The organism is Aeromonas sp. SER (genome assembly GCF_038739615.1).
Lineage (GTDB): Bacteria > Pseudomonadota > Gammaproteobacteria > Enterobacterales > Aeromonadaceae > Aeromonas > Aeromonas jandaei.
This window is the reverse complement of sequence record NZ_JBCGFC010000001.1, coordinates 303990-328941: the sequence shown is the minus strand read 5'-3', so window position 1 is coordinate 328941 and position 24952 is coordinate 303990. Positions and strand designations below refer to the sequence as shown.

The 24952-nt window shown below is 58.6% G+C and carries 21 protein-coding genes; 11 read left to right on the top strand and 10 right to left on the bottom strand.

Annotated elements, in window-relative coordinates:
* Positions 1-114: 114 nt before the first annotated feature.
* Complete coding sequence (gene tkt / locus AAHA41_RS01630; RefSeq protein ID WP_323070351.1) at positions 115-2106, bottom strand: transketolase; 1992 nt, start codon at positions 2104-2106, stop codon at positions 115-117.
* A 48-nt stretch (positions 2107-2154) separates the two neighbouring features.
* Positions 2155-2280, bottom strand: a complete 126-nt coding sequence (locus AAHA41_RS01625) for a hypothetical protein (protein WP_323092244.1) — start codon at positions 2278-2280, stop codon at positions 2155-2157.
* Between the two features lie 176 nt (positions 2281-2456).
* On the opposite strand from AAHA41_RS01625, the gene metK reads away from it, so the two are divergent.
* From metK to gshB, 5 genes are all read left to right on the top strand, one after another.
* The gene (metK, locus tag AAHA41_RS01620) at positions 2457-3608 is read left to right on the top strand and encodes a methionine adenosyltransferase (RefSeq protein WP_042030287.1); all 1152 of its coding nucleotides are present in this window, start codon (positions 2457-2459) and stop codon (positions 3606-3608) included.
* Positions 3609-3676: 68 nt separating this feature from the next.
* A complete protein-coding gene (locus tag AAHA41_RS01615; protein WP_323070350.1) occupies positions 3677-4216 on the top strand; it encodes a SprT family zinc-dependent metalloprotease in 540 nt (179 codons plus the stop codon).
* 73 nt (positions 4217-4289) lie between these two features.
* On the top strand, positions 4290-4994 hold the full coding sequence (locus AAHA41_RS01610; protein WP_043849340.1) for an endonuclease: 705 nt from the start codon (positions 4290-4292) through the stop codon (positions 4992-4994).
* Positions 4995-5113: 119 nt separating this feature from the next.
* Complete coding sequence (rsmE, locus tag AAHA41_RS01605) at positions 5114-5845, top strand: 16S rRNA (uracil(1498)-N(3))-methyltransferase (RefSeq protein ID WP_005343824.1); 732 nt, start codon at positions 5114-5116, stop codon at positions 5843-5845.
* 114 nt (positions 5846-5959) lie between these two features.
* Positions 5960-6913 carry a glutathione synthase gene (gshB, locus tag AAHA41_RS01600; protein WP_040098063.1) on the top strand — a complete coding sequence of 318 codons (954 nt, stop codon included), beginning with the start codon at positions 5960-5962 and terminating at the stop codon, positions 6911-6913.
* 108 nt (positions 6914-7021) lie between these two features.
* Here gshB and AAHA41_RS01595 read toward each other — a convergent pair whose 3' ends face one another.
* On the bottom strand, positions 7022-8647 hold the full coding sequence (locus AAHA41_RS01595) for a methyl-accepting chemotaxis protein (RefSeq protein ID WP_323070349.1): 1626 nt from the start codon (positions 8645-8647) through the stop codon (positions 7022-7024).
* A 118-nt stretch (positions 8648-8765) separates the two neighbouring features.
* Here AAHA41_RS01595 and AAHA41_RS01590 point away from each other — a divergent pair, with 118 nt between their 5' ends.
* Both AAHA41_RS01590 and ruvX read left to right on the top strand, forming a co-directional pair.
* On the top strand, positions 8766-9320 hold the full coding sequence (locus AAHA41_RS01590) for a YqgE/AlgH family protein (RefSeq protein ID WP_043849418.1): 555 nt from the start codon (positions 8766-8768) through the stop codon (positions 9318-9320).
* Positions 9321-9357: 37 nt separating this feature from the next.
* The gene (gene ruvX / locus AAHA41_RS01585; RefSeq protein WP_033116074.1) at positions 9358-9780 is read left to right on the top strand and encodes a Holliday junction resolvase RuvX; all 423 of its coding nucleotides are present in this window, start codon (positions 9358-9360) and stop codon (positions 9778-9780) included.
* Positions 9781-9836: 56 nt separating this feature from the next.
* Here ruvX and dtpB read toward each other — a convergent pair whose 3' ends face one another.
* From dtpB to ampC, 6 genes are all read right to left on the bottom strand, one after another.
* On the bottom strand, positions 9837-11342 hold the full coding sequence (dtpB, locus tag AAHA41_RS01580; protein WP_323070348.1) for a dipeptide/tripeptide permease DtpB: 1506 nt from the start codon (positions 11340-11342) through the stop codon (positions 9837-9839).
* Positions 11343-11822: 480 nt separating this feature from the next.
* A complete protein-coding gene (gene yidZ, locus AAHA41_RS01575) occupies positions 11823-12788 on the bottom strand; it encodes an HTH-type transcriptional regulator YidZ (protein ID WP_041208097.1) in 966 nt (321 codons plus the stop codon).
* A gap of 440 nt (positions 12789-13228) precedes the next feature.
* Positions 13229-13582, bottom strand: a complete 354-nt coding sequence (locus AAHA41_RS01570; protein ID WP_323070347.1) for a hypothetical protein — start codon at positions 13580-13582, stop codon at positions 13229-13231.
* 429 nt (positions 13583-14011) lie between these two features.
* The gene (yidZ, locus tag AAHA41_RS01565; RefSeq protein WP_323070346.1) at positions 14012-14971 is read right to left on the bottom strand and encodes an HTH-type transcriptional regulator YidZ; all 960 of its coding nucleotides are present in this window, start codon (positions 14969-14971) and stop codon (positions 14012-14014) included.
* Between the two features lie 18 nt (positions 14972-14989).
* Positions 14990-16162 carry an MdtL family multidrug efflux MFS transporter gene (locus tag AAHA41_RS01560; protein ID WP_323070345.1) on the bottom strand — a complete coding sequence of 391 codons (1173 nt, stop codon included), beginning with the start codon at positions 16160-16162 and terminating at the stop codon, positions 14990-14992.
* A gap of 294 nt (positions 16163-16456) precedes the next feature.
* A complete protein-coding gene (gene ampC / locus AAHA41_RS01555) occupies positions 16457-17605 on the bottom strand; it encodes an FOX/MOX family class C beta-lactamase (RefSeq protein ID WP_323070344.1) in 1149 nt (382 codons plus the stop codon).
* Positions 17606-17815: 210 nt separating this feature from the next.
* On the opposite strand from ampC, the gene AAHA41_RS01550 reads away from it, so the two are divergent.
* From AAHA41_RS01550 to AAHA41_RS01540, 3 genes are read left to right on the top strand one after another with little or no spacing between them, the layout of a single operon-like run.
* Complete coding sequence (locus AAHA41_RS01550; protein WP_323070343.1) at positions 17816-18736, top strand: AAA family ATPase; 921 nt, start codon at positions 17816-17818, stop codon at positions 18734-18736.
* A complete protein-coding gene (locus AAHA41_RS01545; RefSeq protein WP_323070342.1) occupies positions 18733-19716 on the top strand; it encodes a DUF58 domain-containing protein in 984 nt (327 codons plus the stop codon). Before AAHA41_RS01550 ends, AAHA41_RS01545 begins: the two co-directional genes overlap by 4 nt.
* Entirely contained in the window at positions 19703-21673 is a 1971-nt protein-coding gene (locus tag AAHA41_RS01540) for a DUF3488 and DUF4129 domain-containing transglutaminase family protein (RefSeq protein WP_323070341.1), read from the top strand. The genes AAHA41_RS01545 and AAHA41_RS01540 overlap by 14 nt, the downstream gene beginning before the upstream one ends.
* 71 nt (positions 21674-21744) lie before the next feature.
* On the opposite strand, the gene AAHA41_RS01535 is transcribed toward AAHA41_RS01540, so the two are convergent.
* Positions 21745-23175, bottom strand: coding sequence for a sodium:alanine symporter family protein (locus tag AAHA41_RS01535; protein WP_041208088.1), 1431 nt, complete (start codon positions 23173-23175; stop codon positions 21745-21747).
* A gap of 711 nt (positions 23176-23886) precedes the next feature.
* Between AAHA41_RS01535 and tal the strand changes: the two genes are divergently transcribed.
* Positions 23887-24837, top strand: a complete 951-nt coding sequence (gene tal, locus AAHA41_RS01530) for a transaldolase (protein WP_323070340.1) — start codon at positions 23887-23889, stop codon at positions 24835-24837.
* Positions 24838-24952 lie beyond the last annotated feature (115 nt).

The following is a 24952-nucleotide window of genomic DNA, read 5'->3' as shown; positions in this document are numbered from 1 at the left end:
TTCATAAAGTCTCCTGTTGAAATTTTAGTGGCGTCATAAAAAATGCCCCCCATCTTGCGATGGAGGGCGTTTTATTTTCCGGCTATTGGGCCAGGGTGGCCCAATGGTCAGCTATTACAGGGACTCTGCGGTCGCAACCACGTTTTCCACGGTAAAGCCGAATTCCTTGAACAGCAGCTCGGCCGGGGCGGACTCACCGAAGGTGGTCATACCGATGATCTTGCCGCCGAAACCGACGTACTTGTACCAGTAGTCGGCGATGCCAGCTTCGATGGCCACACGCTTGGTGACGGAGGACGGCAGAACGGACTCTTTGTACTCGGCAGACTGGGCGTCGAACACGTCGGTAGACGGCAGAGAGACCACGCGCACGGCACGGCCCTTGGCAGTCAGCTGCTCATAGGCGGCAACAGCCAGTTCCACTTCGGAACCGGTGGCGATCAGGATCAGCTCCGGAGTACCGGCGCAATCCTTCAGCACGTAGCCACCCTTGGCGGTGTCGGCCAGCTGCTGGGCGGTACGATCCATCTGGGCCAGGTTCTGACGAGAGAAGATCAGAGAGGTCGGGCCGTCGGTACGCTCGATGGCGTGTTTCCAGGCGATGGCAGATTCAACCTGGTCACACGGACGCCAGGTGCTCATGTTCGGAGTCAGACGCAGGGAGGCGATCTGCTCAACCGGCTGGTGAGTCGGGCCATCTTCACCCAGACCGATGGAGTCGTGGGTGTAAACGAAGATGGAACGCTGCTTCATCAGGGCAGCCATGCGCAGGGCGTTGCGGGCATACTCCATGAACATCAGGAAGGTGGCGCCGTAGGGGATGAAACCACCGTGCAGGGCGATACCGTTCATGATGGCGGACATGCCGAACTCGCGGACACCGTAGTGGATGTAGTTGCCGGAGGCGTCGTCGTTGGTCAGGGACTTGGAACCGGACCACATGGTCAGGTTGGACGGAGCCAGGTCAGCGGAGCCACCCATGAATTCCGGCAGCAGCTTGCCGAACGCTTCCAGTGCGTTTTGGGACGCTTTACGGGTTGCGATCTTGGCCGGGTTGGCTTGCAGGGTTTCGATGATCTTGGCGGATTCAGCAGCCCAGTTGGCCGGCAAGTCGCCTGCGGTGCGGCGCTTGAATTCGGCAGCCAGAGCCGGGTGAGCGGCTTCATAGGCAGCGAACTTGGCAGCCCAGTCGGCTTCCAGTGCAGCGCCCTTCTCCTGACCGTTCCACTCGGCAGCGATGTCGGCCGGGATAACGAACGGAGCGTGGTCCCACTTCAGGAAGGCGCGAGCAGCGGCGATCTCGTCGTTGCCCAGCGGTGAGCCGTGGCAGTCGTGAGAACCGGATTTGTTCGGGGAACCGTAACCGATGATGGTGCGGCAGCAGATCAGGGTCGGCTTGCCGGTCTCGGCCTTGGCGGCTTCGATGGCAGCGTTGATCGCTTCCGGGTTGTGGCCGTCAACAGCCGGGATAACGTGCCAGCCGTAGGCTTCGAAGCGCTTGACGGTGTCGTCGGTGAACCAGCCTTCTACGTGACCGTCGATGGAGATGCCGTTGTCATCCCAGAACGCGATCAGTTTGCCCAGTTGCAGGGTACCGGCCAGAGAGCAAGCCTCGTGGGAGATACCTTCCATCAGGCAGCCGTCGCCCATGAAGGCGTAGGTGTAGTGGTCAACGATGTCGTGACCCGGCTTATTGAACTGGTCAGCCATGGCCTTCTCGGCGATCGCCATACCAACGGCGTTGGTGATGCCCTGACCCAGCGGTCCAGTGGTGGTTTCAACGCCCGGCGCATAACCGTACTCCGGGTGACCCGGGGTGCGAGAGTGCAGCTGGCGGAAGTTTTTCAGATCGTCGATGGAGAGGTCATAACCGGAGAGGTGCAGCAGGGAGTACAGCAGCATGGAGCCGTGGCCGTTGGAGAGGATGAAACGGTCGCGGTCGGCCCACTTGGGGTTGTTCGGGTTATGTCTGAGGTGGCTGCGCCACAATACTTCGGCGATATCCGCCATTCCCATGGGGGCGCCCGGGTGACCGGAGTTGGCTTTTTGAACGGCATCCATACTCAATGCGCGAACGGCATTGGCAAGCTCTTTACGAGAAGGCATCTGTATCTCCTGCGATTGCTTCATTTGATGGCCAAGATGTAAGGCGCGTTATTGTCCCAGCAGGGCGCGCGGCGTGCAAATGTTATCTGGACGAATAAAGCCGCTTTGGGAGGACAATCGCTTTTCTTGGCGGCGTTTGACCAGCCGGAACAGCCGCAAACGTTTGATTTTCATCCCCTTGGGGATAGTAAGGAGCCAATAGTGGCCTTCTTGCGACACAGCGACAAAATAGTGCTGGCAATCGGGGGGGGCGCTAACTAAAATAGACGTCCAGATGTAGATACCTCTACACCGTCCTATTCATCCGGTTATTGCCGTGGCGATAACCCAGACAAGCTGAGATTAAAATCATGGCAAAGCTGTTTACTTCCGAGTCGGTCTCCGAAGGCCATCCCGACAAGATTGCGGACCAGATCTCCGATGCGGTACTGGACGCCATCCTCAAGCAAGATACCAAGGCACGCGTTGCCTGCGAGACCCTGGTCAAGACCGGTATGGTCATGGTGGCCGGTGAAGTAACCACCTCTGCCTGGGTAGACATCGAGCAGATCGTGCGCGATACCGTGCGTGACATCGGCTACACCCACTCCGACATGGGCTTCGATGCCGACTCCTGCGCCGTGCTGAACGCCATCGGCAAGCAGTCCCCGGACATCAATCAGGGTGTTGACCGCAGCGATCCGCTGGAGCAGGGTGCTGGCGACCAGGGCCTGATGTTCGGCTACGCCACCAACGAAACCGACGTGCTGATGCCGGCCCCCATCACCTACTCTCACCTGCTGGTGAAGCGTCAGGCTGAAGTGCGCAAGAACGGCACCCTGCCGTGGCTGCGTCCGGATGCCAAGAGCCAACTGACCTTTGCCTACGACGACGCAGGCAAGATCATCGGTGTGGATGCCGTGGTTCTCTCTACCCAGCACGCTGAATCCATCAGCCACAAAGATCTGGTTGAAGCGGTACGCGAAGAGATCATCAAGCCGGTACTGCCGGCCGAGTGGGTCAACAAGGACACCAAATACTTCATCAACCCGACCGGCCGTTTCGTTATCGGCGGCCCGATGGGTGACTGCGGTCTGACCGGTCGCAAGATCATCGTCGACACCTACGGCGGCATGGCCCGTCACGGTGGTGGCGCCTTCTCCGGTAAGGATCCGTCCAAGGTTGACCGTTCTGCTGCCTACGCCGCCCGCTACGTTGCCAAAAACATCGTTGCCGCCGGTCTGGCCGATCGCTGTGAAATCCAGATCTCCTACGCCATCGGCGTGGCCGAGCCGACCTCCATCAGCGTGGAAACCTTCGGTACCGCCAAGGTTGCCGAGGATCTGCTGGTCAAGCTGGTACGCGAGCACTTCGAACTGCGCCCGTACGGCCTGATCCAGATGCTGGATCTGAAGCGCCCGATCTACCAGGCTACCGCTGCCTACGGTCACTTCGGTCGCAACGAGTTCCCGTGGGAGCAGACCGATAAGGCCGAACTGCTGCGCTCTGCCGCTGGCCTGTAAGGTTCACGGTTGTGATAAAAGGGGAGCCTGGCTCCCCTTTTGCTTATCCGCCATTTGACGAGAACCCGATGTCTGCCACCCCTACCCGCCTCGACCCCGCCCTGCACCAGCAGCTGCTCGCACGCGTCGATGCCTGCTTTGCACAAGCCGAAGCGCGCCTTGGCCGCACCTTCCCCCGCCCGCAAGTCCATTGCAACATGCGTGGTCGGGCGGCGGGATCGGCGCGGCTGCAAACCTGGGAGCTGCGCTTCAATCCCGCCCTCTGTCAGGCCAACCAGCAGGCGTTTCTGGATGAGGTGGTGCCCCACGAGGTGGCCCATCTGCTGGTCTATGCCCTGTGGGGGGAAGGCCGCGGCAGATCGCGGGTGCTGCCCCACGGCCGCCAGTGGCAATCGGTGATGCGGGAGGTGTTCGGCCTTGAACCCAGAACCACCCACAGCTTCGATCTGGCGGTTCTGGCCCAGCGCACCATCCCCTATCGCTGCCTCTGTCAGCAGCATCAGCTGTCGGTACGCCGCCACAACAAGGTGGTGCGCGGCGAAGCCCGCTATCACTGCCGCCGCTGCAAGCAGCCGCTGGAGCGGGAACGGCCGGAGCACCAACAGTAAGCCAGCCGGTGTCGCGCTCTTGTGGTAGGGTGCCCGCCATCGTTCGTCAATCATCCCGTTTGCAAGGAATCCCATGCGTTTCATCTCCTCCCTCGCCCTGACCCTGCTGGCCGGTTTGCCGCTGCTCAGCGCGCCTCTGCACGCCCAGACCTTTCGCGAAGCCAAGCAGGATCTGGTCAAGCTCTACCGCAGCCAGCCAGACGCGACCACCTTCTACTGCGGCTGTGACATCAACTATCAGGGCAAGAAAATGAGCCCGGATCTCGCCAGCTGCGGCTATGAGCCGCGCAAGCAGCCCAAGCGGGCCGCCCGTATCGAGTGGGAGCACGTGGTCCCCGCCTGGGAGTTTGGCCACCAGCTGCAGTGCTGGCAGGATGGCGGTCGCAAGAACTGCGAGAAAGTGAGCCCGGAGTTCAACAAGATGGAGGGGGACATGCACAACCTCTTCCCCGCCATTGGCGAGGTGAACGGCGATCGCGCCAACTTCCGCTTCTCCGACTGGAACGGCAAGCCGGATCAGTACGGCCAGTGCCAGATGCTGGTGGATTTCAAGGAGCGCCGGGTGCAGCCGCCCAAGGGGCCGGTACGGGGTCAGATCGCCCGCGCCTACCTCTACATGAGCGAGCAGTATGGGCTGCGTCTGGCAGCGCAACAGCGTAAACTGTTCGAAGCTTGGGATCGCCAGTACCCGGCAGAGGGCTGGGAGTGCGAGCGTAACCGCCGCATCGGCAAGCTGCAGGGCAATACCAATCCCTTTATTGAAAAGCAGTGCCAATAACCCCATTTGACCAGGGAGGGGGATCGCCCCTCCTATCATGAAACTCTTTCCTTCTGCCGCGTGAGCCTTGCTCGCCGCAGGATATGAAGGGTTTCCAAGCAAGAGACTGACTAGCAGACATGCGCATTCCACGTATCTATGAACCGGCCACCCTGCAAGTTGGCCAGACCATCGCCCTGTCGGAAGACGGCGCCAACCATATCGGCCGGGTACTGCGCATGCAGCCGGGCCAGCAGCTCGAGCTGTTCAACGGCGATGGCAATCAATATCCCGCCACCATCGCCAGCGTCGGCAAGAAGTCGGTGGAAGTGACCATCGACAGCTGCGACGTCCAATCAGTGGAGTCACCGCTGGCCATCCACTTGGGTCAGGTGATCAGCCGCGGCGACAAGATGGACTTCACCATCCAGAAATCGGTGGAGCTGGGCGTCACCTGCATCACCCCGCTCTTCTCCGAGCGCTGCGGCGTCAAGCTGCCAGCCGATCGACTGGAGAAGAAGCGCGAGCAGTGGCAGAAGGTGGTGATCAGCGCCTGCGAACAGTGCGGCCGCAACGTGGTGCCCGAGGTGCGTATGCCGATGGAGCTCGACGCCTGGCTCGCGGAAGAGACCAAGGAGCTCAAGCTCAACCTGCACCCGCGCGCCGAGTACAGCATCAACACCCTGCCCGTTCCCGAGCACGGCGTGCGCCTGCTGATTGGCCCGGAAGGGGGATTGTCGAGCGACGAGATCGCCCGTACCGTGCAGGAAGATTTCAAAGAGATGCTGCTGGGGCCGCGGGTGCTGCGCACCGAAACCGCCGCCCTGACGGCGATTACTGCGCTGCAGTGCCGCTTTGGCGATCTCGCTTGATACTATCGGCCGCATCAATCAGCCCTATGGCTGCATCGACGCAGCCGCAAGCGGCCGATTACGCTGCGCTAATCGACCCTACAACCCTATCGAGCCATTAAGAAGGAACAGCGGATGACCATTAAACTCGGCATCGTGATGGACCCCATCTCGGCCATCAACATCAAGAAAGATTCCAGCTTTGCCATGCTCGAAGAGGCGCAAAAGCGCGGCTATGAGCTCTTCTATCTGGAGATGAAGGATCTCTACATGGAAGCCGGTCGCGCCTTTGGCACCATGCGCCCGCTCACCGTCAAATATGACTATGCCGACTGGTACACCCTGGGCGAGGTGGTGGATCAGCCCCTCTCCAACCTCGATGTGATCCTGATGCGCAAGGATCCGCCGTTCGACACCGAATTTATCTATGCCACCTACATGCTGGAGCGGGCCGAGGATGAGGGTTGCCTTATCGTCAACAAGCCGCAGAGCCTGCGCGACGCCAACGAGAAGCTCTACACCGCCTGGTTTGCCGAGCACACCCCGACCACGCTGGTGACCCGCCGCGCCGACAAGCTGCGCGCCTTCCACGCGAAGCACAAAGACGTGATCTTGAAGCCGCTGGACGGCATGGGCGGCGCCTCCATCTTCCGCATGAAGGAGGATGACGCCAACGTCGGCGTGATTATCGAAACCCTGACCGCCCACGGCAGCCAGTACTGCATGGCGCAGACCTATCTGCCCGCCATCAAGGATGGCGACAAGCGGGTACTGGTAGTGGACGGCGAACCGGTTCCCTACTGTCTGGCGCGCATTCCGGCGCAGGGGGAAACCCGTGGCAATCTGGCGGCCGGTGGCCGTGGTGAAGCACGTCCCCTGAGCGAAGCCGACTGGGCCATCGCCCGCGCGGTGGGCCCGACGTTGAAAGAGAAGGGGCTCATCTTCGTCGGCCTCGATATCATCGGGGACCGCCTGACCGAGATTAACGTCACCAGCCCGACCTGCATTCGCGAGATTGAAGCGGCCTTCGACGTGCACATTACCGGCATGCTGATGGATGCCATCGAGCGCCGACTGGCCAAGGCCTGAGCCCGCCACAGTTAAATTGCTGCTCGATGTAGTGAGCGAGTGTTAATGCAAAGAGGCGGCCCCGGGGCCGCCTCTTCTATTTCATGCCTTGCTCATTGGTAGGAAGGCTTAACAGCGGAACTGCCCCACCTTCAGCTTGAGATCGCTCGATAGCAGCTCCAGCTCGTGACAACTCTGGTTCATATCGGAGGCAGCTGCCGTCGACTCGGTCGCAATCTGGGCAATATTGACCACGTTGCGGGTGATATCCTCGGCCACCTTGCTCTGCTCCTCGGCGGCGGTGGCGATATGGGTATTGAGCTCGTTGATCATCTCCACCGAGGTGACGATCTCGCCGAGCGCCTTGCCACAGGCAAGCACGGTGCGGTTGGACTCCTCGACCTGCTCCAGCCCGTGCATCATGCTGTTGGCGGCCTCGCTCGCCCCCTGCTGCAGCTTGACGATGGTCTTGCCGATCTCTTCAGTCGAGCGCTGGGTACGCTGGGAGAGTGTACGCACCTCATCCGCCACTACCGCAAAACCGCGCCCCTGATCCCCTGCCCGCGCCGCTTCGATGGCGGCGTTGAGCGCCAGCAGGTTGGTCTGCTCGGCAATGCCGCGAATGGCATCCATCACGCTGCTGATATCGCGGCTGTCATCGGCCAGCTGGGTGATCATCGCCGCCGTACTCTGGATATGGGAAGAGAGGGAGGACATGTGCTGGATGGCATCTTCCACCACTTCATGACCGTGACGGGCACTCTGGTCGGCCACCCTGGCCGCATCGGCCGCTCCGGACGAGCTGTTAGCCACCTCGGCCACGGTCGCGCTCATCTGGTTCATGGCCGTCGCGCTCTGATCGGTCTCGGCCTGCTGCTGGGCAAAGCGCTGGCGGCTCTCCATCCCGATATGAGCAAGACGAGCGGACTCCTTGGCAAGGTGCTCCGCCATCTCGTTGATCTGGTTAATCAAACCGCGGAAGTGGCTGATCACCTGATTAAGCGATTGGGCCAGCGCCCCCATCTCGTCCTTACGCAATACCGGCGCCTGTTGGCTCAGATCGAGCTCGGTCTGCATGCCGCGCAGCACCTGACTCATTGCCGCCAGCGGCTGACTCACGCTGCGGCCGGCCCACATGCCGAAGAAGAGCACGCAACCGCCCCCGATCAGAAACAGCAGGAGAAAGAGCTGGAAGAGGCGATCCTTGAGCTGGGTCAGCTCGGTCATGCTCTGTTCGGCAGCGGTCAGCTGATACTGCACCAGAGCGCTGACCGCATCGCTGAGGGGGTCGATGGCACCATAGAGGGGCATGATCCGGGCACCAAGATGCGCGCGTACCTCCTCCGGCCCGCCATCAAGCACCTGCAATACGGCGGCAATCTGCTGATCGGCCGCAGCGAAGAGCATCTGCACCCGATCCGCCTCCTGCGTCTCCCCCTGATCCATCGCCATGTTGCGGTAATTCTGCCATCCCTGGGTCACATCGTGCTGAGCCTGCATGATGGCCGCTTTCGCCTTCTCCGGCGTAAAGCCGCCCACATTGGCCTTGTTGGTGGCATCAATGACGTTGACGGCGTAGAGATCGGCAATGTGCTTGAGCTCCTTCAGTTGCACCACCTCCCCCTGGTACATGGCGTTCATGCCTGCCATCAGCTGGGACATCGCCTGGGTTGCCCCCACCAGCAAGGCCAACAGTGCCAGCAGAGGCACCACACAACCCAGAATCAACTTCTGCCTGATTGAAATCCCTTCCATGGTTTTCTCTCCCTACCCGGATAAATGGCGGGCCGGCACGCCTTCGATAAAAAGCGGTTTTGCCCACAGAGTCGAGCTGCCATAATTGCCGCAAATACCTTTGCAATATCTGGCCCATATGCAAACACTGCAAAATCACTTTCTTCTTGCCATGCCAAGCCTCTCGGACCCCTATTTCGAGCGTTCGCTGGTCTACTTGTGCGAACACAACGAAGAGGGCGCCATGGGGCTGGTCGTCAACATCCCGGTCGACATGTCCGTTGAGGCCATGCTGACCCAGCTCAAGCTCACGCCCCCGACCGTTGCGGAACTCAAGCAGCCGGTGGTGCAAGGGGGGCCGGTGCACGCCGATCGTGGCTTTGTACTGCACAGCTTCCGCCCCGGTTTCGGCTCAACGATGCAGGTGGGGGACGAAATGATGGTGACCACTTCAAAGGATATACTGGAAACCCTGGGTACGAGTGAGGCTCCCGATCATTGGCTGGTGGCGCTTGGTTACGCTGGCTGGAGTGCCGGACAGCTGGAACAGGAGCTGGTTGATGGCGCCTGGCTGGTGATTCCGCCCAATCCTGACCTTATCTTCAAAACCCCCATCCACAAACGGTGGCAGCAGGCTGCCGCCAGCATCGGGGTTAATCCGATCCATCTCTCCAGCGATGTAGGCCACAGCTGAGCCGCTGGCGAACCCCGCTTTATTTCGAGGATTTTTCATGTCATCACGCAGCATCATGGGCTTTGACTACGGCACCAAGAGCATTGGCGTTGCCATCGGCCAGGAGCTGACCGGCACTGCCCGTCCCTTGCGCGCCCTCAAGGCCAATGACGGCATCCCCAACTGGGACGAAATCGAGAAGCTGCTCAAGGAGTGGCAACCGGATCTGCTCATTGTCGGCCTGCCCCTGAACATGGATGGCACCGATCAGGAGATCACGGTTCGTGCCCGCAAGTTCGGCAACCGCTTGCATGGTCGCTTCGGCAAACCGGTCGAGTTCAAGGATGAGCGACTCACCACCACGGACGCCCGTGCCCGTCTCTTCGAACAGGGTGGATATCGCGCGCTGGAGAAGGGCAGCGTGGACGGCGTATCGGCGCAGCTGATCGTCGAAGCCTGGATGGAAGAGCAGTACAACTAAGCCATCAACAACAAGGCAGGGGGTGTGCCCCTGCCTTGTTTGCATCTATCTCCCCGTCACGCCTGTGACTGCGGCGCCAGCAGCCCCTCTTCCTCCTGCGGTGCGGCATTCATCATCCGGTTCAGCCAGGGCACCATCAGGCCCATCACCACGGCGATAATCAGGGTCGCTATCCCGATCTTGCCAAACACGCCGGTATAGATGGGCAAAGTCAGCAGCGGATCCGTAATCCCTTGCGGTACGGCGGTGAAGGTGGCGACATAGCCCCCAAGCAGTGATGCCATCGCCTGGGTCAGGAACCACATCCCGAGGATAAAACCCATCAGGCGTTGCGGCACCAGCGCTGCCACCATGGCCAGACCCAGCGCACTGATCATCAGCTCGCCGATGCTCTGGAACAGGTAAATAAGCACCATAAACCAGGGCGAGGTGAGACCCTGCTCATCGGCAAACCACCAGCCGGAAGAAGCGGCGGTCAGGAAACCGAGCGAGCAGAAGAACATCCCGAGGGTAAATTTGAGCGGCATGGTGAGATCCCGCCCCTTGCTGCCCATCCGGGTATAGATCACCGCCAGCACCGGGCTACCCACCACCACCCAGAAGGGGTTGAGCGCCTGGAAGCTGACCGGGTTGACGCTCATGCCCAGCATCTCGTGATGCATGTTGTTGATGGCAAAGAAGTTCAGTGAAGTCGGCATCTGGGCGTACAGCACATAGAAGAGCACCGCCTCCAGCATCAGCACGAAGGCCACATACATCTTGTTGCGACCCACGGTGTCGAGCTTGAACGCCTCGCGAAAAAAGACAATTACCACGGCGATAGTCACCGTCATCAGCACCATGTTGGCGATCACTACGTGGTGCATCAACCAGGCACAGAAGAAGACCATGACCACCGAGCCAGCCAATACCATCAGCAACTTACCGTAGTTGAGGGGCAGATGATCCGGCTCGGAGCCAATGTCTTTCACCATATTGCGGCAGGCAAAGAAGGTGAGCAGCGCAATCACCAGCCCGACACCGCAGAGGTTGTAGGTGACGGTATAGCCGTAGTGATCGGCGATGACCGGAGCCAGCGACAGGGAGATAAGCGAGCCAATATTGATCGACATGTAGAAGAGGGTAAAGGCACCATCCAGCCGCGGATCCTTCGGGGCATAACATTTGGAGAGCAGACTGGCCGGGTTGGCCTTGAACAGGCAGTTGCCGACCGCGATGGTACCGAGCGCATAGAAAATCAGGTCAGGATTGTAAATCGACATGCCGGTCATGAAATAGCCGATAACCAGTACAACCGCCCCCAATACCATGGTGCGCTTGGTCCCGAGAATATGGTCGCCAACATAACCACCGATCGAGATAAGGCCATACACCAGCGCCGAAAAGGCACCGAAGGTGATAAACGACTGCTCCTGGGAAAAACCCAGTTGCTGTACAAAGAAAACTGCCAGGATCCCCTGCACGCCGTAATAACCGAAGCGCTCCCAGAGTTCGACAAAAAATATCATGAAGAAGGGTTTGGGCTGTTGTAACAACCCGGTCGGTGCTGTTGCTGGACGCATAGTAACCTGCCTTGATAGCTGCTTATTGTTATTAATCTGATGGCGGTGAGCCCATGAAATGAAATACCTGCCAAGCCACCCGGCTGCGACCTTGCCCTGTGCCGGCAAGCCGCCGCTCGATATCTGGCAACAGATGTTTCATTCGTCATCTTCAAGGTGCTAAGTGGGGCAAGAAGCGACACTGATGCACCGCAAAGGGGCGAGCAGCAATAAGGGGGCACGCCCCGTCATTTCAAGGTGAGGCATGTTATGTCACTGGCAATTAACTGACTTAATGGTTGATCACACTTTAAAACCCGACTTTCATGATGTTTTCTAATGAAACAGGATTACAAATTCTCTTGCAAAGAGTGTCACTCAAGACGTGATTTATCTTCTATTCTGTGTATTGAACGACAGCAAATGGCTCTCTGTGCTGCTATCGCAGACTCAGGACAACTGGCAGGCACAAAAAAGCCGGCGCAGATCCGCCGGCTGAATTCAGGTAGCCCCCCGGGCTGGCGCTCGCTGATAGAGCCGCCTTATCTCCTGCAGTAACCACCTAACCTTTGAGTCCTGATTATGCCGCTTGTGCCAAAGCAGGATAAAAGTGAGTTCCAGCTTGCTGTAGAGGCGCTCGGGCAGAGGTAGCGGCAAGGTAACGAGATTGGGATGATATTTGGCCGCAAACGCGGTGCAGTAGGAGGGCGCAACCGCAATAAGCTCCTGCTGCGACTGGGCTGCCATATACAGAGCCTGCTCGAAGCTGGATACCATCACGGATACATTTCGCTTGAGCCCTTCATCCTCCAGCAACATATCCAGACTCCATGTCTCTTTGACCTCCAGCACCACGCTGCAATGGGAACAGGCCAAAAAGTTCTCCAGCGACCACAGTTGCCGAAGCAGCGGATGATCTCTGCGCAGGAAGACTACGGGCCTGTCGCAAAAGAGCTCTTCATGATCGATGTAGTAGGGAAGATTACCCAGTTTGAGCAGAGAGCGGTCGTAACTTTCGCGCACACAGACACCCAAATCTGCGTCGCCATTGACAAGGTCGCCAAGGGAGTGGCGATTCCATGCCAGCATCTTGACTATCGAGTTGGGGTACTTCTCATGAATTTTGATGGGCAGGTCACTGAGTAGATAGAAAGGGGATTGCACCATCAGACTGAAGCGAGCCCCATCGGGGATAGCATCACGATTAAGCGAGGCGATCACCCCGGTAAGCTGGAACCAGAGTTCCAGCTCATCCCCCAACGTCAAGGCAAGATTGGTAGGTTGCAACCCCCTGCGCCCTCTCACAAAAAGCGGATCGGCAAACCACTCCCGCAACTTGGCCAATCCCTTGCTCACCGTGGAAGGCGTAACATTGAGCAGCTTGGCCGCACCGGCCACACTGCGCTCAGCCAGCAGGTATTTGAAAAGCACCAGCAGATTCAAATCAAGATCTTTGAGCGCACGCATATCTCTTCTCGTCAGGCATTAGCCATAGCTGCCTTGATACAATAGCGGCCCGTCATAACGCTTGCCATCGCAGCGTAATGACGGGCCGATAGAATGGCTTGCCGTTGAACCTCAACAGCAAGAGACTAATTCCCGTACTGCCATCAACCTGATTTGTGACGACTCAAACTTTGCCTAGCTCTTTGGCACCACAAAGAAGAGACCTTCCAGATTCGGGAAACCAATCACCAGCATCTCTGCCCCCCCGTCATTTTTAAATGATTGCGATATAAGCAACCACACCATCCATCTATATTATCCAATTGCTCTGGAGCATTTTGGTTTTTATTTTTACTAGAACGACTTTATATTAGTTATAACTACAAATATAAAAAGCTCCTACACCAAGCGCAACCGACAATATAATATTCTGTTTTCACACCCTCGGTATCCTCTCTTTGTCATCCTGCGCAATCAATTCTTGTCGTACGAGGCGCATACAGGCCTGCGCTCAAACTGCCAAACACAGAGTCCCAAAATCCCCGTTTTGTCTCTATCTGCACGACATTTTCAACACCATGACAAATAGCTGCCGCATCAATTTTGTCATTTAGACCGAAGTCGACATCAGAAAAGAAGAAATGGCTGGTAATCTCTTCTGAATGGATAATCGCACCTTTATTAAGTGCAATAGTCTGTGAGCCATCAGAGTGAACAGTATTCTTGGCACAGCCACAGAGTAATACTGTCAATAAACTGATGACCGTTATAGTTTTGCAATTAATCATATAAACAACCTTTTCAGTTCCACTCACCAACCACATCGAACCTTTACTGCTATAACCATGGGGTCAAATAGAGCTTTTTGGGTATAAATAAAAATAAAAGTCGTAATAATTTACTTCATGAGGGTTCAAATACTAATAGACGCCCCCTGAATAAACATCCAGATGTAGAACAGGGTAATAATATCAAACAAGTCAATATTATTAATATTGTAATTACTGCGTAGCCTCTGGCATACACAGAAAACAATATTTTCAGTGCAATGCAGAGGCGTTTATTATAAGTGGCAGTATCTAACAGAGGGAGGTATAGAGTCTATAGCAAAACAGGAAGTCAGAACGTTCCATTACGGAATCAGTGTTAAGAGAATGTATCAATATAAATACATTTTTATCAGTATCAGCTATTCAGCGCGCATAAAAAAACCGGAGCAAGCGCTCCGGTTTTTATCCATTCAATTATTCCGACTCGCGATTGTAGAGCCGCCTTATCTCGTTGCGCAGCCACATTACCTTGGCATCCTGATTGTGCCGCTTGTGCCAGAGCAGGATAAAAGCGATCTCCAGCTGTTGATAGAGTTTCTCCGGCAGTGGCAAGGGCATGGCAATCAGGTTGGCATGGTGCCTGGCCGCATACCCCCCGCAGTAGGAGGGCGCCACCGCGATAAGCTCGTGACTAGACTGGGCGGCAATATGCAGCGCCTGCTCGAAGCTGGAGACCATGATGGGCACCTCCCGCTTCAGCCCCTCGTCCTCCAACAGACTATCAAGAGCCCAGGTATCATTCGCTTCCCACACCATGCTGACCTGGGGACAAGCCAGAAAATTCTCCAACGACCACTTCTGCTGCAGCAGGGGGTGATCCTTACGCAGAAAAGCGACTGGACGATCGCTGAACAACACTTCGTGATCGATGTAATAGGGCAGCCGGTTTACCTTGGCCCGGGAGCGGGAATAGGTCTCCCGGGCACAAAAACCGAGATCGGCATCGCCATTGACGATGTCGTTGAGCGAGTGATGATCCCAACCCAGCATCCTGACCACCGAGTTGGGATACTTTTCGTAGATGGTCATCGGCAGATCGCTCAGGAAGCTGATGTAGAAGGGGGACTCCATCACCAGACTGAAGCGGGCACCATCAGGGATCGCCTCGCTGTTGAGCGAGGTGATGCTGTCGGTCAGCTGATACCAGACCTTGAGCTCCTCTTCCAGCGTCAGGGAGAGATTGGTCGGCTGCAGCCCCTGTCGTACCCGGACAAAGAGGGGATCGTCAAACCACTCCCGCAGCTTGGCCAGCGCCTTGCTAACCGCCGACGGGGTGACGCAGAGCCTCTTGGCTGCACCGGCGACACTGCGCTCCTGCATCAGATACTTGAATACAATCAGCAGGTTCAGATCGAGCTCAACCAACGTACGCATATCCCTCCTCATTCCAGTTTATCCCCGCGATTGCGCTTCGCGAACAGCAAGCCATGGTACCAGCCCTTTCACTCCCAGGTAACTGAGCAGCGTCAGCAGCAGGGAGCAGAAAAGCATAGCCAGCGGGGAAAAGCCCAGCTGCCCCGTCAGCCAAATATAGAGGCCGGACAGGCTGATCTGCATGACGCAGAGCACCGCGCTGGCGAAGGCCACATTGTGCTGGCAGCCATCCAGCGCTTTTCCCATGGCCACCCCGAAGCCGCAGGAAAAGCCGACACAGACCAGTGCAAAGCCCGCCAGCAGCAGCGTGACATCATTGCCCCGCAACCAGCTGCCCAGCAGCAGGCATGCCGCCAGCAGGTAGGCAAGGTGGGAGAGCGCCAGCACTCGCTGTTTGCCCAACCAGCGCAACAGCAGTGGCGTCAGGAAGGAGGTCGACATGCTCACTCCTGCCATCACCATCATGACGACGGAGTACTGCTCGGGGGAGAACCCATGCTCCTGCATCAGGATCAGGGGAGAGACACTGACGTAGACCAGAATGGCGGTCACGCTGGTGCTGGTCAGCAACGAGATCAGCATAAAGCGCGGGGAGCGCAACAAGGTAAATGGCAAACCGCCGGCACTCTCCTGTCTGTTTGCCGGCCGGGTCTCCTTGAGCAGCAGGAAGTTGATCAGACCGGTCAATGCCGCCACCAGAGCCATCGTGATGAAGATCCCCTGCCATTGAAAACGGGAGAGGATGAGGTAGCCCAACACCGGCGCCAGTACCGGAATGACGCAGATAACCCCGTTGATCATGGAGAGTGCCATCGCCAGCCGCTCTTCGCTCAGCACATCCCGCAACACGGTAAAAGTCATGATATAGAGTGCCCCCGCCCCGACCCCCTGCCAGAATCGCCCCAGATAAAACTGGGTGACATCGGTTGAATGGGCTGCCACCAGCGAGGCGGCAAGAAATATGATGGCACCACCCAGCACCACGGGGCGACGGCCATAACGATCGGCAATCATGCCTCCCAACAGGACTGTCGCAGCCATGCCAAAGAGGTAGATGGAGAAGGCGGTGTGGATCTGCGCCTCATTGGCCTGCAGGCTCTCGGCAATCCGGGGGACGGCGACCAGATAGAGATCAATGCCGACCGGATAGAGGATGATCATCAGAAAGGCGCACAGCAGAAAAGTTCTCATGGAGGCTCCGTAACAGAAATCTGGCCCCTGTTCTGCCAAAAGCGCGGCAAACAGCAGGCAAGCAAGTGACTATGCGGAGCACTATAGGGGGGGCTTACCACCACACCTAGTGAAGAGATGGCGATCGATACATTCCAAAATGGAAATATTGTTTCTGCCAATGTGCGATTAAGGCAACTGAATGGACAAGCCGCCGGGCAGAAGAGAACTATGAACTGAGTAAAAATAAACGCGATAAAAAGTGCGCAGGGCAATCCCGGCGCACTTGCTTACGGTAAAACGCTATCCCCGTGATCAGTCGGCCAGCTTGCTCAAAATGGCGTAAGCCGCCTTGACCCGGGCATCATTGGGATAGTTGCGGTTGGCCAGCATGACGATGCCAATCCCCTTGGCCGGGACAAAGGCAACATAGGCACCAAAGCCGTTGGTCGAGCCGGTCTTGTTGTAGAGTCGCGCCCCCCCCGTCTCTTGGGACGCGGCAACAGGTTTGACCGGGTTGGCATTGTAAATCACCGCCGAGGAGTTGCCCGCCAGCAGCGTCTGCTCGCTGACGGGATAGGCATAACTCTCCCAGCCCAGTCCCTGGGTCATCTCGCCTACCGAGTAGCGCCCTTGGTGGGTCAGGGAGATGGCCTGCTGCAACGCCTTGTCATCAACCCCGCTGATATTGGCCTTCACGAAGGCGAGCAGATCCGCCGAGCTGGTCTTGATGCCGTAGGCCTCGTCGGCCAGCATACCGGGATTGACCCTGATGGGCTTGTCCTCTTTCGAATAGCCATAGGCGTAGTCCCCCATGGCCTGCTTCGGCACCTCGAGATAGGTGTGGTGCATACCCAGCCCAGGCAGCAGGGTCTGCTCCATCAAGCGGGCAAATGGCTGCTGCAGGCTGCTCGCCGCCAGATAGCCGAACAGGCCGATGCTGGGGTTGGAGTACTGGCGATGGCTGCCCGGCTGATAGGCCGGCGTCCACTGGCGATAGTAAGCCTGCATCTGCTCGACCGATTCCACCTCATCGGGGAACTGCAGGGGCAAGCCGCCTGCGCTGTAGGTGGCGAGCTCGGCCATGGTGATGCCATCAAAGGCGGAGCCCTTGAGCCAGGGCGCGTGCCGGCTCACCTTGTCATCGAGCTTGAAGCCCCCCTTGACCACGGCGTAGGCGCCGAGGGTGGAGGTATAGGTCTTGCTGACCGAACCAATCTCGAACAGGGTCTGCTCGCTGACGCGCTGACCGCTCTCCCGGTTGGCAACGCCATAGTTGAAGTAGTGGGCCTTGCCATCTTTCAGTACGGCAACCGCCATTCCCGGGATCCGGTACTCCTTGAGTACGGGTTGAATGGTGCCGTCCACGATGGTAGCGAGCGGAACATCCTGCGCGGCAGAAGCAAATGAAGAGATCAGCAGGGAACCCAGCGTCAGCAGCGAGAGAGTTGTTGGTTGTTTCATGACATCTGTCTTGTGGTGAGTTGAGAAGTGCATCATAAGGACGCTTGGTGAGCTGAGCGTGAACAACTGTGAAGTCGGTGTGAAGTCATTGAAAAAAAGCAATTTCAATGGTTTTACGGCGTACTGAGCCCGCCCTGAGCGACTGGCGTATAAGCTGTAGGAGCCAAAAGAGAGAAGCAAGATACGGACAAGGCGAAAGCGGGAGGAATAGTGAAATCACAGGAACAGATCACGGCGGTGCTGACAACACTGGAACGGGTCATTCTGGGTAAACCGCTGCAGCTCAAGGTTGCACTGGTCACCCTGCTGGCCCGTGGCCACCTGCTGATCGAGGATCTGCCCGGCATGGGCAAGACCACTCTGGCTCAGGCGCTGGCACAGGTATTGGGACTGAGCTGCCGCCGGATGCAGTTTACCGCCGATCTGCTACCTGCCGATTTGCTGGGCCTGCAGATCTTTGATCCCCGCCAGCAGCACTTCACCTTTCACCCCGGCCCCATCTTCACCCAGGTGTTGCTGGCCGACGAGATCAACCGCGCCAGCCCCAAGGTGCAGAGCGCGCTGCTGGAGGCGATGGCCGAGCAGAAGGTGAGCATCGAGGGCCACACTCACCCGCTGCCAACACCCTTCTTCGTCATCGCCACCCAGAACCCAGCCGATCAGGCGGGTACCTATCCCCTGCCCGAATCCCAGCTCGACCGCTTTGCCGTGCGGCTTTCACTCGGTTTCCCTCCTCGCGAGGCGGAGCGCAGACTGCTGCGCGGCCAGCAGCTGAGCCAGCCTCTCCCCTGCCTGCTGGACGCCGATGCCCTGGCCCTGTTGCAAGCCGAAGCCGGGGCCATTCACCTCTCGGATGCCACCCTCGACTACCTGCTGGCACTGGTACAGCAGAGCCGGTTTGATGGCGAGCTGCCACAGCCCCTCTCCCCCCGGGCGGCCCAGACCCTGCTGGCAGTGAGCCGGGCCTGGGCGCTGGCAGCGGGGCGACGCTTCGTCACGGTGGAGGATGTGCAGGCGGTCTTTCCCTATGTGGCGGAGCATCGGCTGCGGGGCAGCTTTGGCGTGCAGCACGGCGAAGCCTGCCCCCTGAGCCAGCGGCTGCTGGCCAGCATCGATCCGGATCGGCCATGACTGACTGGCGCCGGTTAAGGGATCGCTGGCAGCTGCGCTGGCTTGATCGCCGCATTCCCCCGTCACGCCAGATCACGCTGGGGCCGCGCAGCCTCTTCATCCTGCCCACCCGCATGGGGTTGATCTATCTGCTGGTACTGCTCGCCATCTACCTGCTCGGCACCAACTACCAGAACAATCTGGTGTTGCTGGTCGCCTACTGCCTCGGCAGCCTGTTTATGACGGCCATGTGGCTCACCCATCGCAACCTGCTGGGTCTGGCCTTGATGGGCGGACCCACAGCTACCGGCGAGGCGGGCAGCCAGCTTCCCATCAGAATACGGGTACAGAGCACGCGCCCGATCTACGGCGTTAAGTTCACCCTGGGTGATGGCGCGCTCTGGCAGGCCGAGATAGGCTCGACGCCCCTCGACCTGCTGTTGCCGGTCACAGGTCGGCGCCGCGGTCGCCTGCCCCTTGGCCGGCTTAAAGTCGAGAGCCGCTATCCCCTCGGCCTCTTTCGCTGCTGGTCGCTGCCGGATCTGCAACTCGAAGGGTGGGTCTACCCCAAGGCTGTCCATGGCCCGCTGCGGGAGGGTGAGAGCACCACAGCCGACGGGCAGCAGGGGGATATGTTGCCAGCCGCGATTGGCGACTTTGATACCTTGCGGGCCCACCAGCAGGGCGAAGCCATGAGCCGGATCGCTTGGAAGCAACTGGCACAGGGGCGCGGCCTGTTGAGCAAACAGTTTTGTGAGCCGCATCGGGCTGGCCGCCATCTCACTCTGTCGCGGGTAGCAGGCGGCGATCTGGAGCAGCGGCTGGCGGTACTTGCCTGGTGGTGCTGCGACTATGGCAAACAGGGGCTCCTCTTCTCCCTGACGCTGGCCCGGGAGACGCTGGGGCCTGATAGCGGCCCCGCATTTGTACAGCGCTGCCTGCTGGCACTGGCGCAACTGGATAACCCGGCAGACGAGGGCAGAACAGATGCTGCTCGATAACCGGCGCCTGCTGCCCCTCATCGCCCTGCAACAGCTGCTGATCATTGCCGCACTCTGGCCCCAGCTACAGCTATGGGTCATGGCGGTGGGCGCCATCACCCTGTTTACCCGCGCCATGATGCTGTGGCGCGGATGGCGGCCTCCACCGGCACGAGTGCTGGCGATACTGGCCATCGGCTGTTTGCTGATGCTCCTGCTGCAGTGGCGGGGATTGGGCACCCTGCCCGCGCTGGTCAACCTGCTCTGGCTCGGCTACAGCCTCAAGCTCATCGAGGTCCGGCGCGATCGGGATGTCGAACAGGTGCTGCTGCTCGCCTTCTTCCTGATTGCGCTGGCACTGGTGCAGCGCCAGAGCATCGGCTGGGCGCTGTTGCTGGCACTCTCGCTCTGGCTGGCGGTCACTGCACTGGTCAATGCCGCAGCCCCGCAGCAGAAGCGTCCATGGTGCAGCGCGGGCGGCGCCCTGCTGCTCGCCCTTCCCCTGCTGCTGACCCTCTTTATCGTGCTGCCAAGGTTGCCACCGCTCTGGCAGATGCCCACCGCAAGCCGAGCCCTGACAGGCCTCTCGGAAGAGGTGGCCCCTGGCGACATCAACGAGCTGGTCAGCTCCTCCGAGCTGGTGTTTCGCGTCACCTTTGCCGATGACCCGCCGCCGCAGTACGAGCGCTACTTTCCGGTCATGCGGCAGGAGTATTTTGACGGACGGCGCTGGCAACTGAGCACCGAGGTGAAAAGATGGCAGCAAACAGTCCCCTTGCTGAACGCGACATCAACGCTATCAGATAGCCCGCTGCCTGCGGGAAGCTATGAAGTGCTCGCAGAGCCACAGCGCCATCGCTGGGCCTTCGCCATGACGGCGCCCCGCGTGGTGGCGGGGCCGGTACAAACCACTCCGATCGCAACCCTCTACCGACAGGGGAGCAACGATCTGGCCATCCGCTATCGGGCAAGCACAGCGACGCTCCCCGACGCGACAGAGCGTGAACGGCAGCGCAACCTCCAGCTACCTGCCAAGGGCAACCCGCAGGCGCGGGCCTATGCCCGGGAGCTTGCCAACCGTTATCCCGAACCGAGCGCGCTGGTCGGGGCCCTGATGACCCGATTTCGCAGCCAGCCTTACACCTATACTCTGACACCGCCGCGGCTTGGCCCGGATGGGGTGGACGATTTTCTGTTCGATACCCGGCGGGGATTTTGTGGCCACTACGCCATGGCAACTGCCTTTGTGCTGCGGGCAGCCGGTATTCCGGCACGACTGGTGACCGGCTACCTCGGTGGCGAGTGGAATCCGCAGGGCAGCTATCTGGCAGTCCGCCAGTTCGATGCCCACGCCTGGGTGGAGTATCTCGACCGGAAGCAGCATTGGCAGCGCATCGACCCGACCGCAGCCGTCGCACCGGATCGGATCGAGGGCAATATGGCGCAGGCGCTTGGCGAGCAGTTTGCCGCCGCCGATCCCCTCTCTTTGCAGCGCTATCGCAGTTGGGCCCTGCTCAACCAGTTGCGTTGGTGGGGCAACAATCTCGACTACCAGTGGAGCCGGTGGGTATTGGGGCACGATGCCAGCCAGCTCTGGCAACAGGTTGCGCTGCGCTGGCCATCGCTGGCCGGGCAGATCCCCTGGCTTATCCTGCTCAGTTTGCTGCTGGTCGCTCTGATGGTCAGCCTGCCGCTCCTCTGGCCTGCCCGCGAACCCGCAACCCTGCGGATCTGGCAGCCACTGCTGCGTCGGGGAACAGCGGCCGGCTGCACAGTGCAAGCGGGCGAGACGCTGGGCCAGTGGTGTGAACGACTGGCAACGCTGCGTCCCGCTCTATCCCGCCCCTTGCTGCAGGCGGCCTGGCTCTACCGGCGCTGGCGTTACGGGCCGCTCACCGCCCATCAGCAGAAACGCTGCCAGCGACAGCTGACACGGCGAGTGCACCAGATTTGCCAGAGCTGGGATCGCCAGCCATAAGCGCATCACACAAGGCATAAAAAGAGAGGGGAGCCACCGGCTCCCCTCTCTTGCACATCATGCAACACGGATTACTTTTTGACGGGATTATCCCAGATACCCTCTTCCAGCTGAGAGCGGATCTCGGGATACTTGTTGGCATCAAAGGTAGGCACCTTGCCCAGCCTGAGCTGGTCGTTGTAATCCTTCGCCAGCTTGATGGCGACGCCAGAGAGCAGCAGGATGGCCACCAGGTTGACGATGGCCATCAACCCCATGGAGACATCCGCCATCGCCCAGACGGTCGGCAACTCTCCTACCGAGCCGAACATCACCATTCCCAGCACAAACATCCGGAACAGCATCAGGCCGCCCTTGTGGTTGTGCTCGAGGAACACCAGGTTGGTCTCGGCATAGGAGTAGTTCGCCACGATGGAGGTAAAGGCGAAGAAGAAGATGGCCGCCGCGATAAAGATATTGCCGCCATGACCAATCTGGGAGGAGAGCGCCCGCTGGGTCAGCTCCACCCCGGTCACACCGGAGCCCGGCTCAAACTGGCCTGACATCAGGATGATGGCAGCGGTACAGGTGCAGATGATGATGGTGTCCATAAAGACCCCCAGCATCTGCACATAACCCTGTGAGGCCGGGTGCGGCGGATAGGGAGTGGCGGTGGCCGCTGCGTTGGGGGCCGAGCCCATCCCCGCCTCGTTGGAGAAGAGACCGCGCTTGATACCGTTGATCATCGCCTGGGAGATGGCATAGCCGAGCGCCCCCGAACCAGCCTGCTCAATGCCGAAGGCAGATTTGAAGATCAGCATCATCACGTGGGGCAGCTCGCTGATATTCATGGCTACGATGACCAGCGCCAGCAGGATGTAGGCCAGCGCCATGAAGGGTACCACCAGCTCGGCAAAACGGGCGATACCGCGAATGCCGCCGAAGATGATGAGACCGGAGAGCGCCACCAGTGCCAGACCGCTGACCCAGTCAGGAATGCCGAAGGCCACCTTCATCGCCAGACTGATGGAGTTGGCCTGCACCGCATTGAAGACCAGACCAAACGCCAGAATGAGGCAGAGCGAAAAGAGCACCCCCATCCAGCGCATGCCAAGCCCCTTCTCCATGTAGTAGGCAGGGCCGCCACGGTAGTTGCCATCCTCATCCTTGACCTTGTAGAGCTGGGCCAGAGTGCTTTCGACGAAGGCGGTCGACATGCCGATAAAGGCGATCAGCCACATCCAGAAGATGGCACCGGGGCCCCCCAGATAGATGGCAACGGCCACACCGGCCAGATTGCCGGTGCCGACCCGGGCGGCAAGGCTGGTGCAGAGAGCCTGAAAGGAGGAGATGCCGGCGTTGTCCGATTTGCGGCTGTTTTTCAGCACGGAGAACATGTGGCCGAAGTGGCGGATCTGGATAAAACCCAGGCGGAAGGTGAAGAAGATACCGACCCCGATGAGCAGGTAGATGAGCACGGCTCCCCACATCAGGTCGTTTAGCATCGCAATCAAGGTGTCCATAATTCTCTCGTTGTTATTCACATCCATGGCCAGTGCAAATCTGCGTACACAGGCCGCTTTCTGTCTGTTGTTTAATTATCGTGTCGCTAAAGGGGCGGAATCTAGCACAGCGGAAGAACCCGGAATAGTGATCCCGATCACCCTGGACACAAAAAACGAACGGAAAACGCCACTAAAGCTCCATTTAAATCGCAAACTTTCAACAAATCCAATAATTTAATCAGACAAACGCGAATATAGCTCCATAGGAGTATTTTTCTGCCGGCCTATTTCTCTCCGTCAGAAACAGGCAAACGCTTGCATGAAACGGCTTTCAAGAGGGGATATTTCGCAAAACGTTTTCGCTGTAAGAAAATTTCAAGTATGCAACTCAACAATTTATGTGATCGGCCACGCAAATATGAATATTGGCTAAAAAAAATGGCTTGGCGGCAAACCGGAAATAGTCTGCCGAAAAATATAAAAAACCTTATTAATCAGTAGGTTTTGCACATTAAAACGGAATATCTCAACAGCCTGAATATTTAACAGCCAAGTGCCCCTATTGCAGGAAGCACCACATAAGTATTAATTAGGCAGGCAATGATGATGGGTCATACCCATCGCGCTTTTCTGAGCCTGAGGCATCAAGATCCTGTAATTTTATTTCAGAACCACCGTCTCAAGCCCGCAACCCAGGGATTACTCCCTCATTAAGAGATGACATTCGCTATGGCCGATAAATTAACCCAGCTGAAAGCCCTGACCACTGTTGTTGCCGACACCGGCGATATCGAAGCGATCAAACGCTATCAGCCCATCGATGCCACCACCAACCCCTCTCTGGTTCTGAAAGCCTCCGAGATCCCCGAGTACGCACCGCTGATCGAAGACGCCATCAAGTGGGCCAAATCCCAGAGCCAGGACAAGGCACAGCAAATCATCGACGCGGGCGACAAGCTGGCAGTCAACATCGGTCTGGAAGTGCTGAAGATCGTTCCGGGCCGCATCTCCACCGAAGTGGATGCCCGTCTCTCCTTCGATACCGGCGCCAGCATCGCCAAGGCCCGCAAACTGATCCGTCTCTACAACGAAGCCGGCATCAGCAACGACCGCATCCTGATCAAACTGGCTTCCACCTGGGAAGGGATCCGTGCCGCCGAGGTGCTGGAGAAAGAGGGTATCCAGTGCAACCTGACCCTGCTGTTCTCCTTCGCCCAGGCTCGCGCCTGTGCCGAAGCCGGCGCCTTCCTGATCTCCCCGTTCGTGGGCCGCATCCTCGACTGGTACAAAGCCAAAAATGGCCGTGATTACACTGCCAGCGAAGATCCGGGCGTGGTCTCCGTTACCTCCATCTACAACTACTACAAGCAGCACGACTACCCGACCGTGGTCATGGGCGCCAGCTTCCGCAACACTGGCGAGATCCTGGAGCTGGCAGGCTGCGACCGTCTGACCATTGGCCCGGCCCTGCTGGAAGAGTTGAGCAAGGCTGAAGGCGCTGTGGTACGCAAGCTGGACTACACCGGCGAGCGCAAAGCGAAACCGGCCCCGATGACCGAGGCCGAATTCCGCTGGGAGCTGAACCAGGACGCCATGGCTCACGAGAAGCTGGGCGAAGGTATCCGCATGTTTGCCATCGACCAGGGCAAGCTGGAAACCATGCTGGCTGGCCGCCTGTAATCGGTTAATTTTTCTACGAAAAACCGGGCTCCCTCAGGGGAGCCCGGTTTTTTTGTACCCGACTTTTAGCACGGTCATAGAGCTGTAACGAAAACGTTTTATTTTCAACCTCGTT

Bases quoted from the DNA above. Each gene is read 5' to 3' on its own strand.
- tkt (WP_323070351.1), bottom strand. From the start codon at position 2,106: ATGCCTTCTCGTAAAGAGCTTGCCAATGCCGTTCGCGCATTGAGTATG.
- AAHA41_RS01625 (WP_323092244.1), bottom strand. From the start codon at position 2,280: ATGAAAATCAAACGTTTGCGGCTGTTCCGGCTGGTCAAACGCCGCCAA.
- metK (WP_042030287.1), top strand. From the start codon at position 2,457: ATGGCAAAGCTGTTTACTTCCGAGTCGGTCTCCGAAGGCCATCCCGAC.
- AAHA41_RS01615 (WP_323070350.1), top strand. From the start codon at position 3,677: ATGTCTGCCACCCCTACCCGCCTCGACCCCGCCCTGCACCAGCAGCTG.
- AAHA41_RS01610 (WP_043849340.1), top strand. From the start codon at position 4,290: ATGCGTTTCATCTCCTCCCTCGCCCTGACCCTGCTGGCCGGTTTGCCG.
- rsmE (WP_005343824.1), top strand. From the start codon at position 5,114: ATGCGCATTCCACGTATCTATGAACCGGCCACCCTGCAAGTTGGCCAG.
- gshB (WP_040098063.1), top strand. From the start codon at position 5,960: ATGACCATTAAACTCGGCATCGTGATGGACCCCATCTCGGCCATCAAC.
- AAHA41_RS01595 (WP_323070349.1), bottom strand. From the start codon at position 8,647: ATGGAAGGGATTTCAATCAGGCAGAAGTTGATTCTGGGTTGTGTGGTG.
- AAHA41_RS01590 (WP_043849418.1), top strand. From the start codon at position 8,766: ATGCAAACACTGCAAAATCACTTTCTTCTTGCCATGCCAAGCCTCTCG.
- ruvX (WP_033116074.1), top strand. From the start codon at position 9,358: ATGTCATCACGCAGCATCATGGGCTTTGACTACGGCACCAAGAGCATT.
- dtpB (WP_323070348.1), bottom strand. From the start codon at position 11,342: ATGCGTCCAGCAACAGCACCGACCGGGTTGTTACAACAGCCCAAACCC.
- yidZ (WP_041208097.1), bottom strand. From the start codon at position 12,788: ATGCGTGCGCTCAAAGATCTTGATTTGAATCTGCTGGTGCTTTTCAAA.
- yidZ (WP_323070346.1), bottom strand. From the start codon at position 14,971: ATGCGTACGTTGGTTGAGCTCGATCTGAACCTGCTGATTGTATTCAAG.
- AAHA41_RS01560 (WP_323070345.1), bottom strand. From the start codon at position 16,162: ATGAGAACTTTTCTGCTGTGCGCCTTTCTGATGATCATCCTCTATCCG.
- ampC (WP_323070344.1), bottom strand. From the start codon at position 17,605: ATGAAACAACCAACAACTCTCTCGCTGCTGACGCTGGGTTCCCTGCTG.
- AAHA41_RS01545 (WP_323070342.1), top strand. From the start codon at position 18,733: ATGACTGACTGGCGCCGGTTAAGGGATCGCTGGCAGCTGCGCTGGCTT.
- AAHA41_RS01540 (WP_323070341.1), top strand. From the start codon at position 19,703: ATGCTGCTCGATAACCGGCGCCTGCTGCCCCTCATCGCCCTGCAACAG.
- AAHA41_RS01535 (WP_041208088.1), bottom strand. From the start codon at position 23,175: ATGGACACCTTGATTGCGATGCTAAACGACCTGATGTGGGGAGCCGTG.
- tal (WP_323070340.1), top strand. From the start codon at position 23,887: ATGGCCGATAAATTAACCCAGCTGAAAGCCCTGACCACTGTTGTTGCC.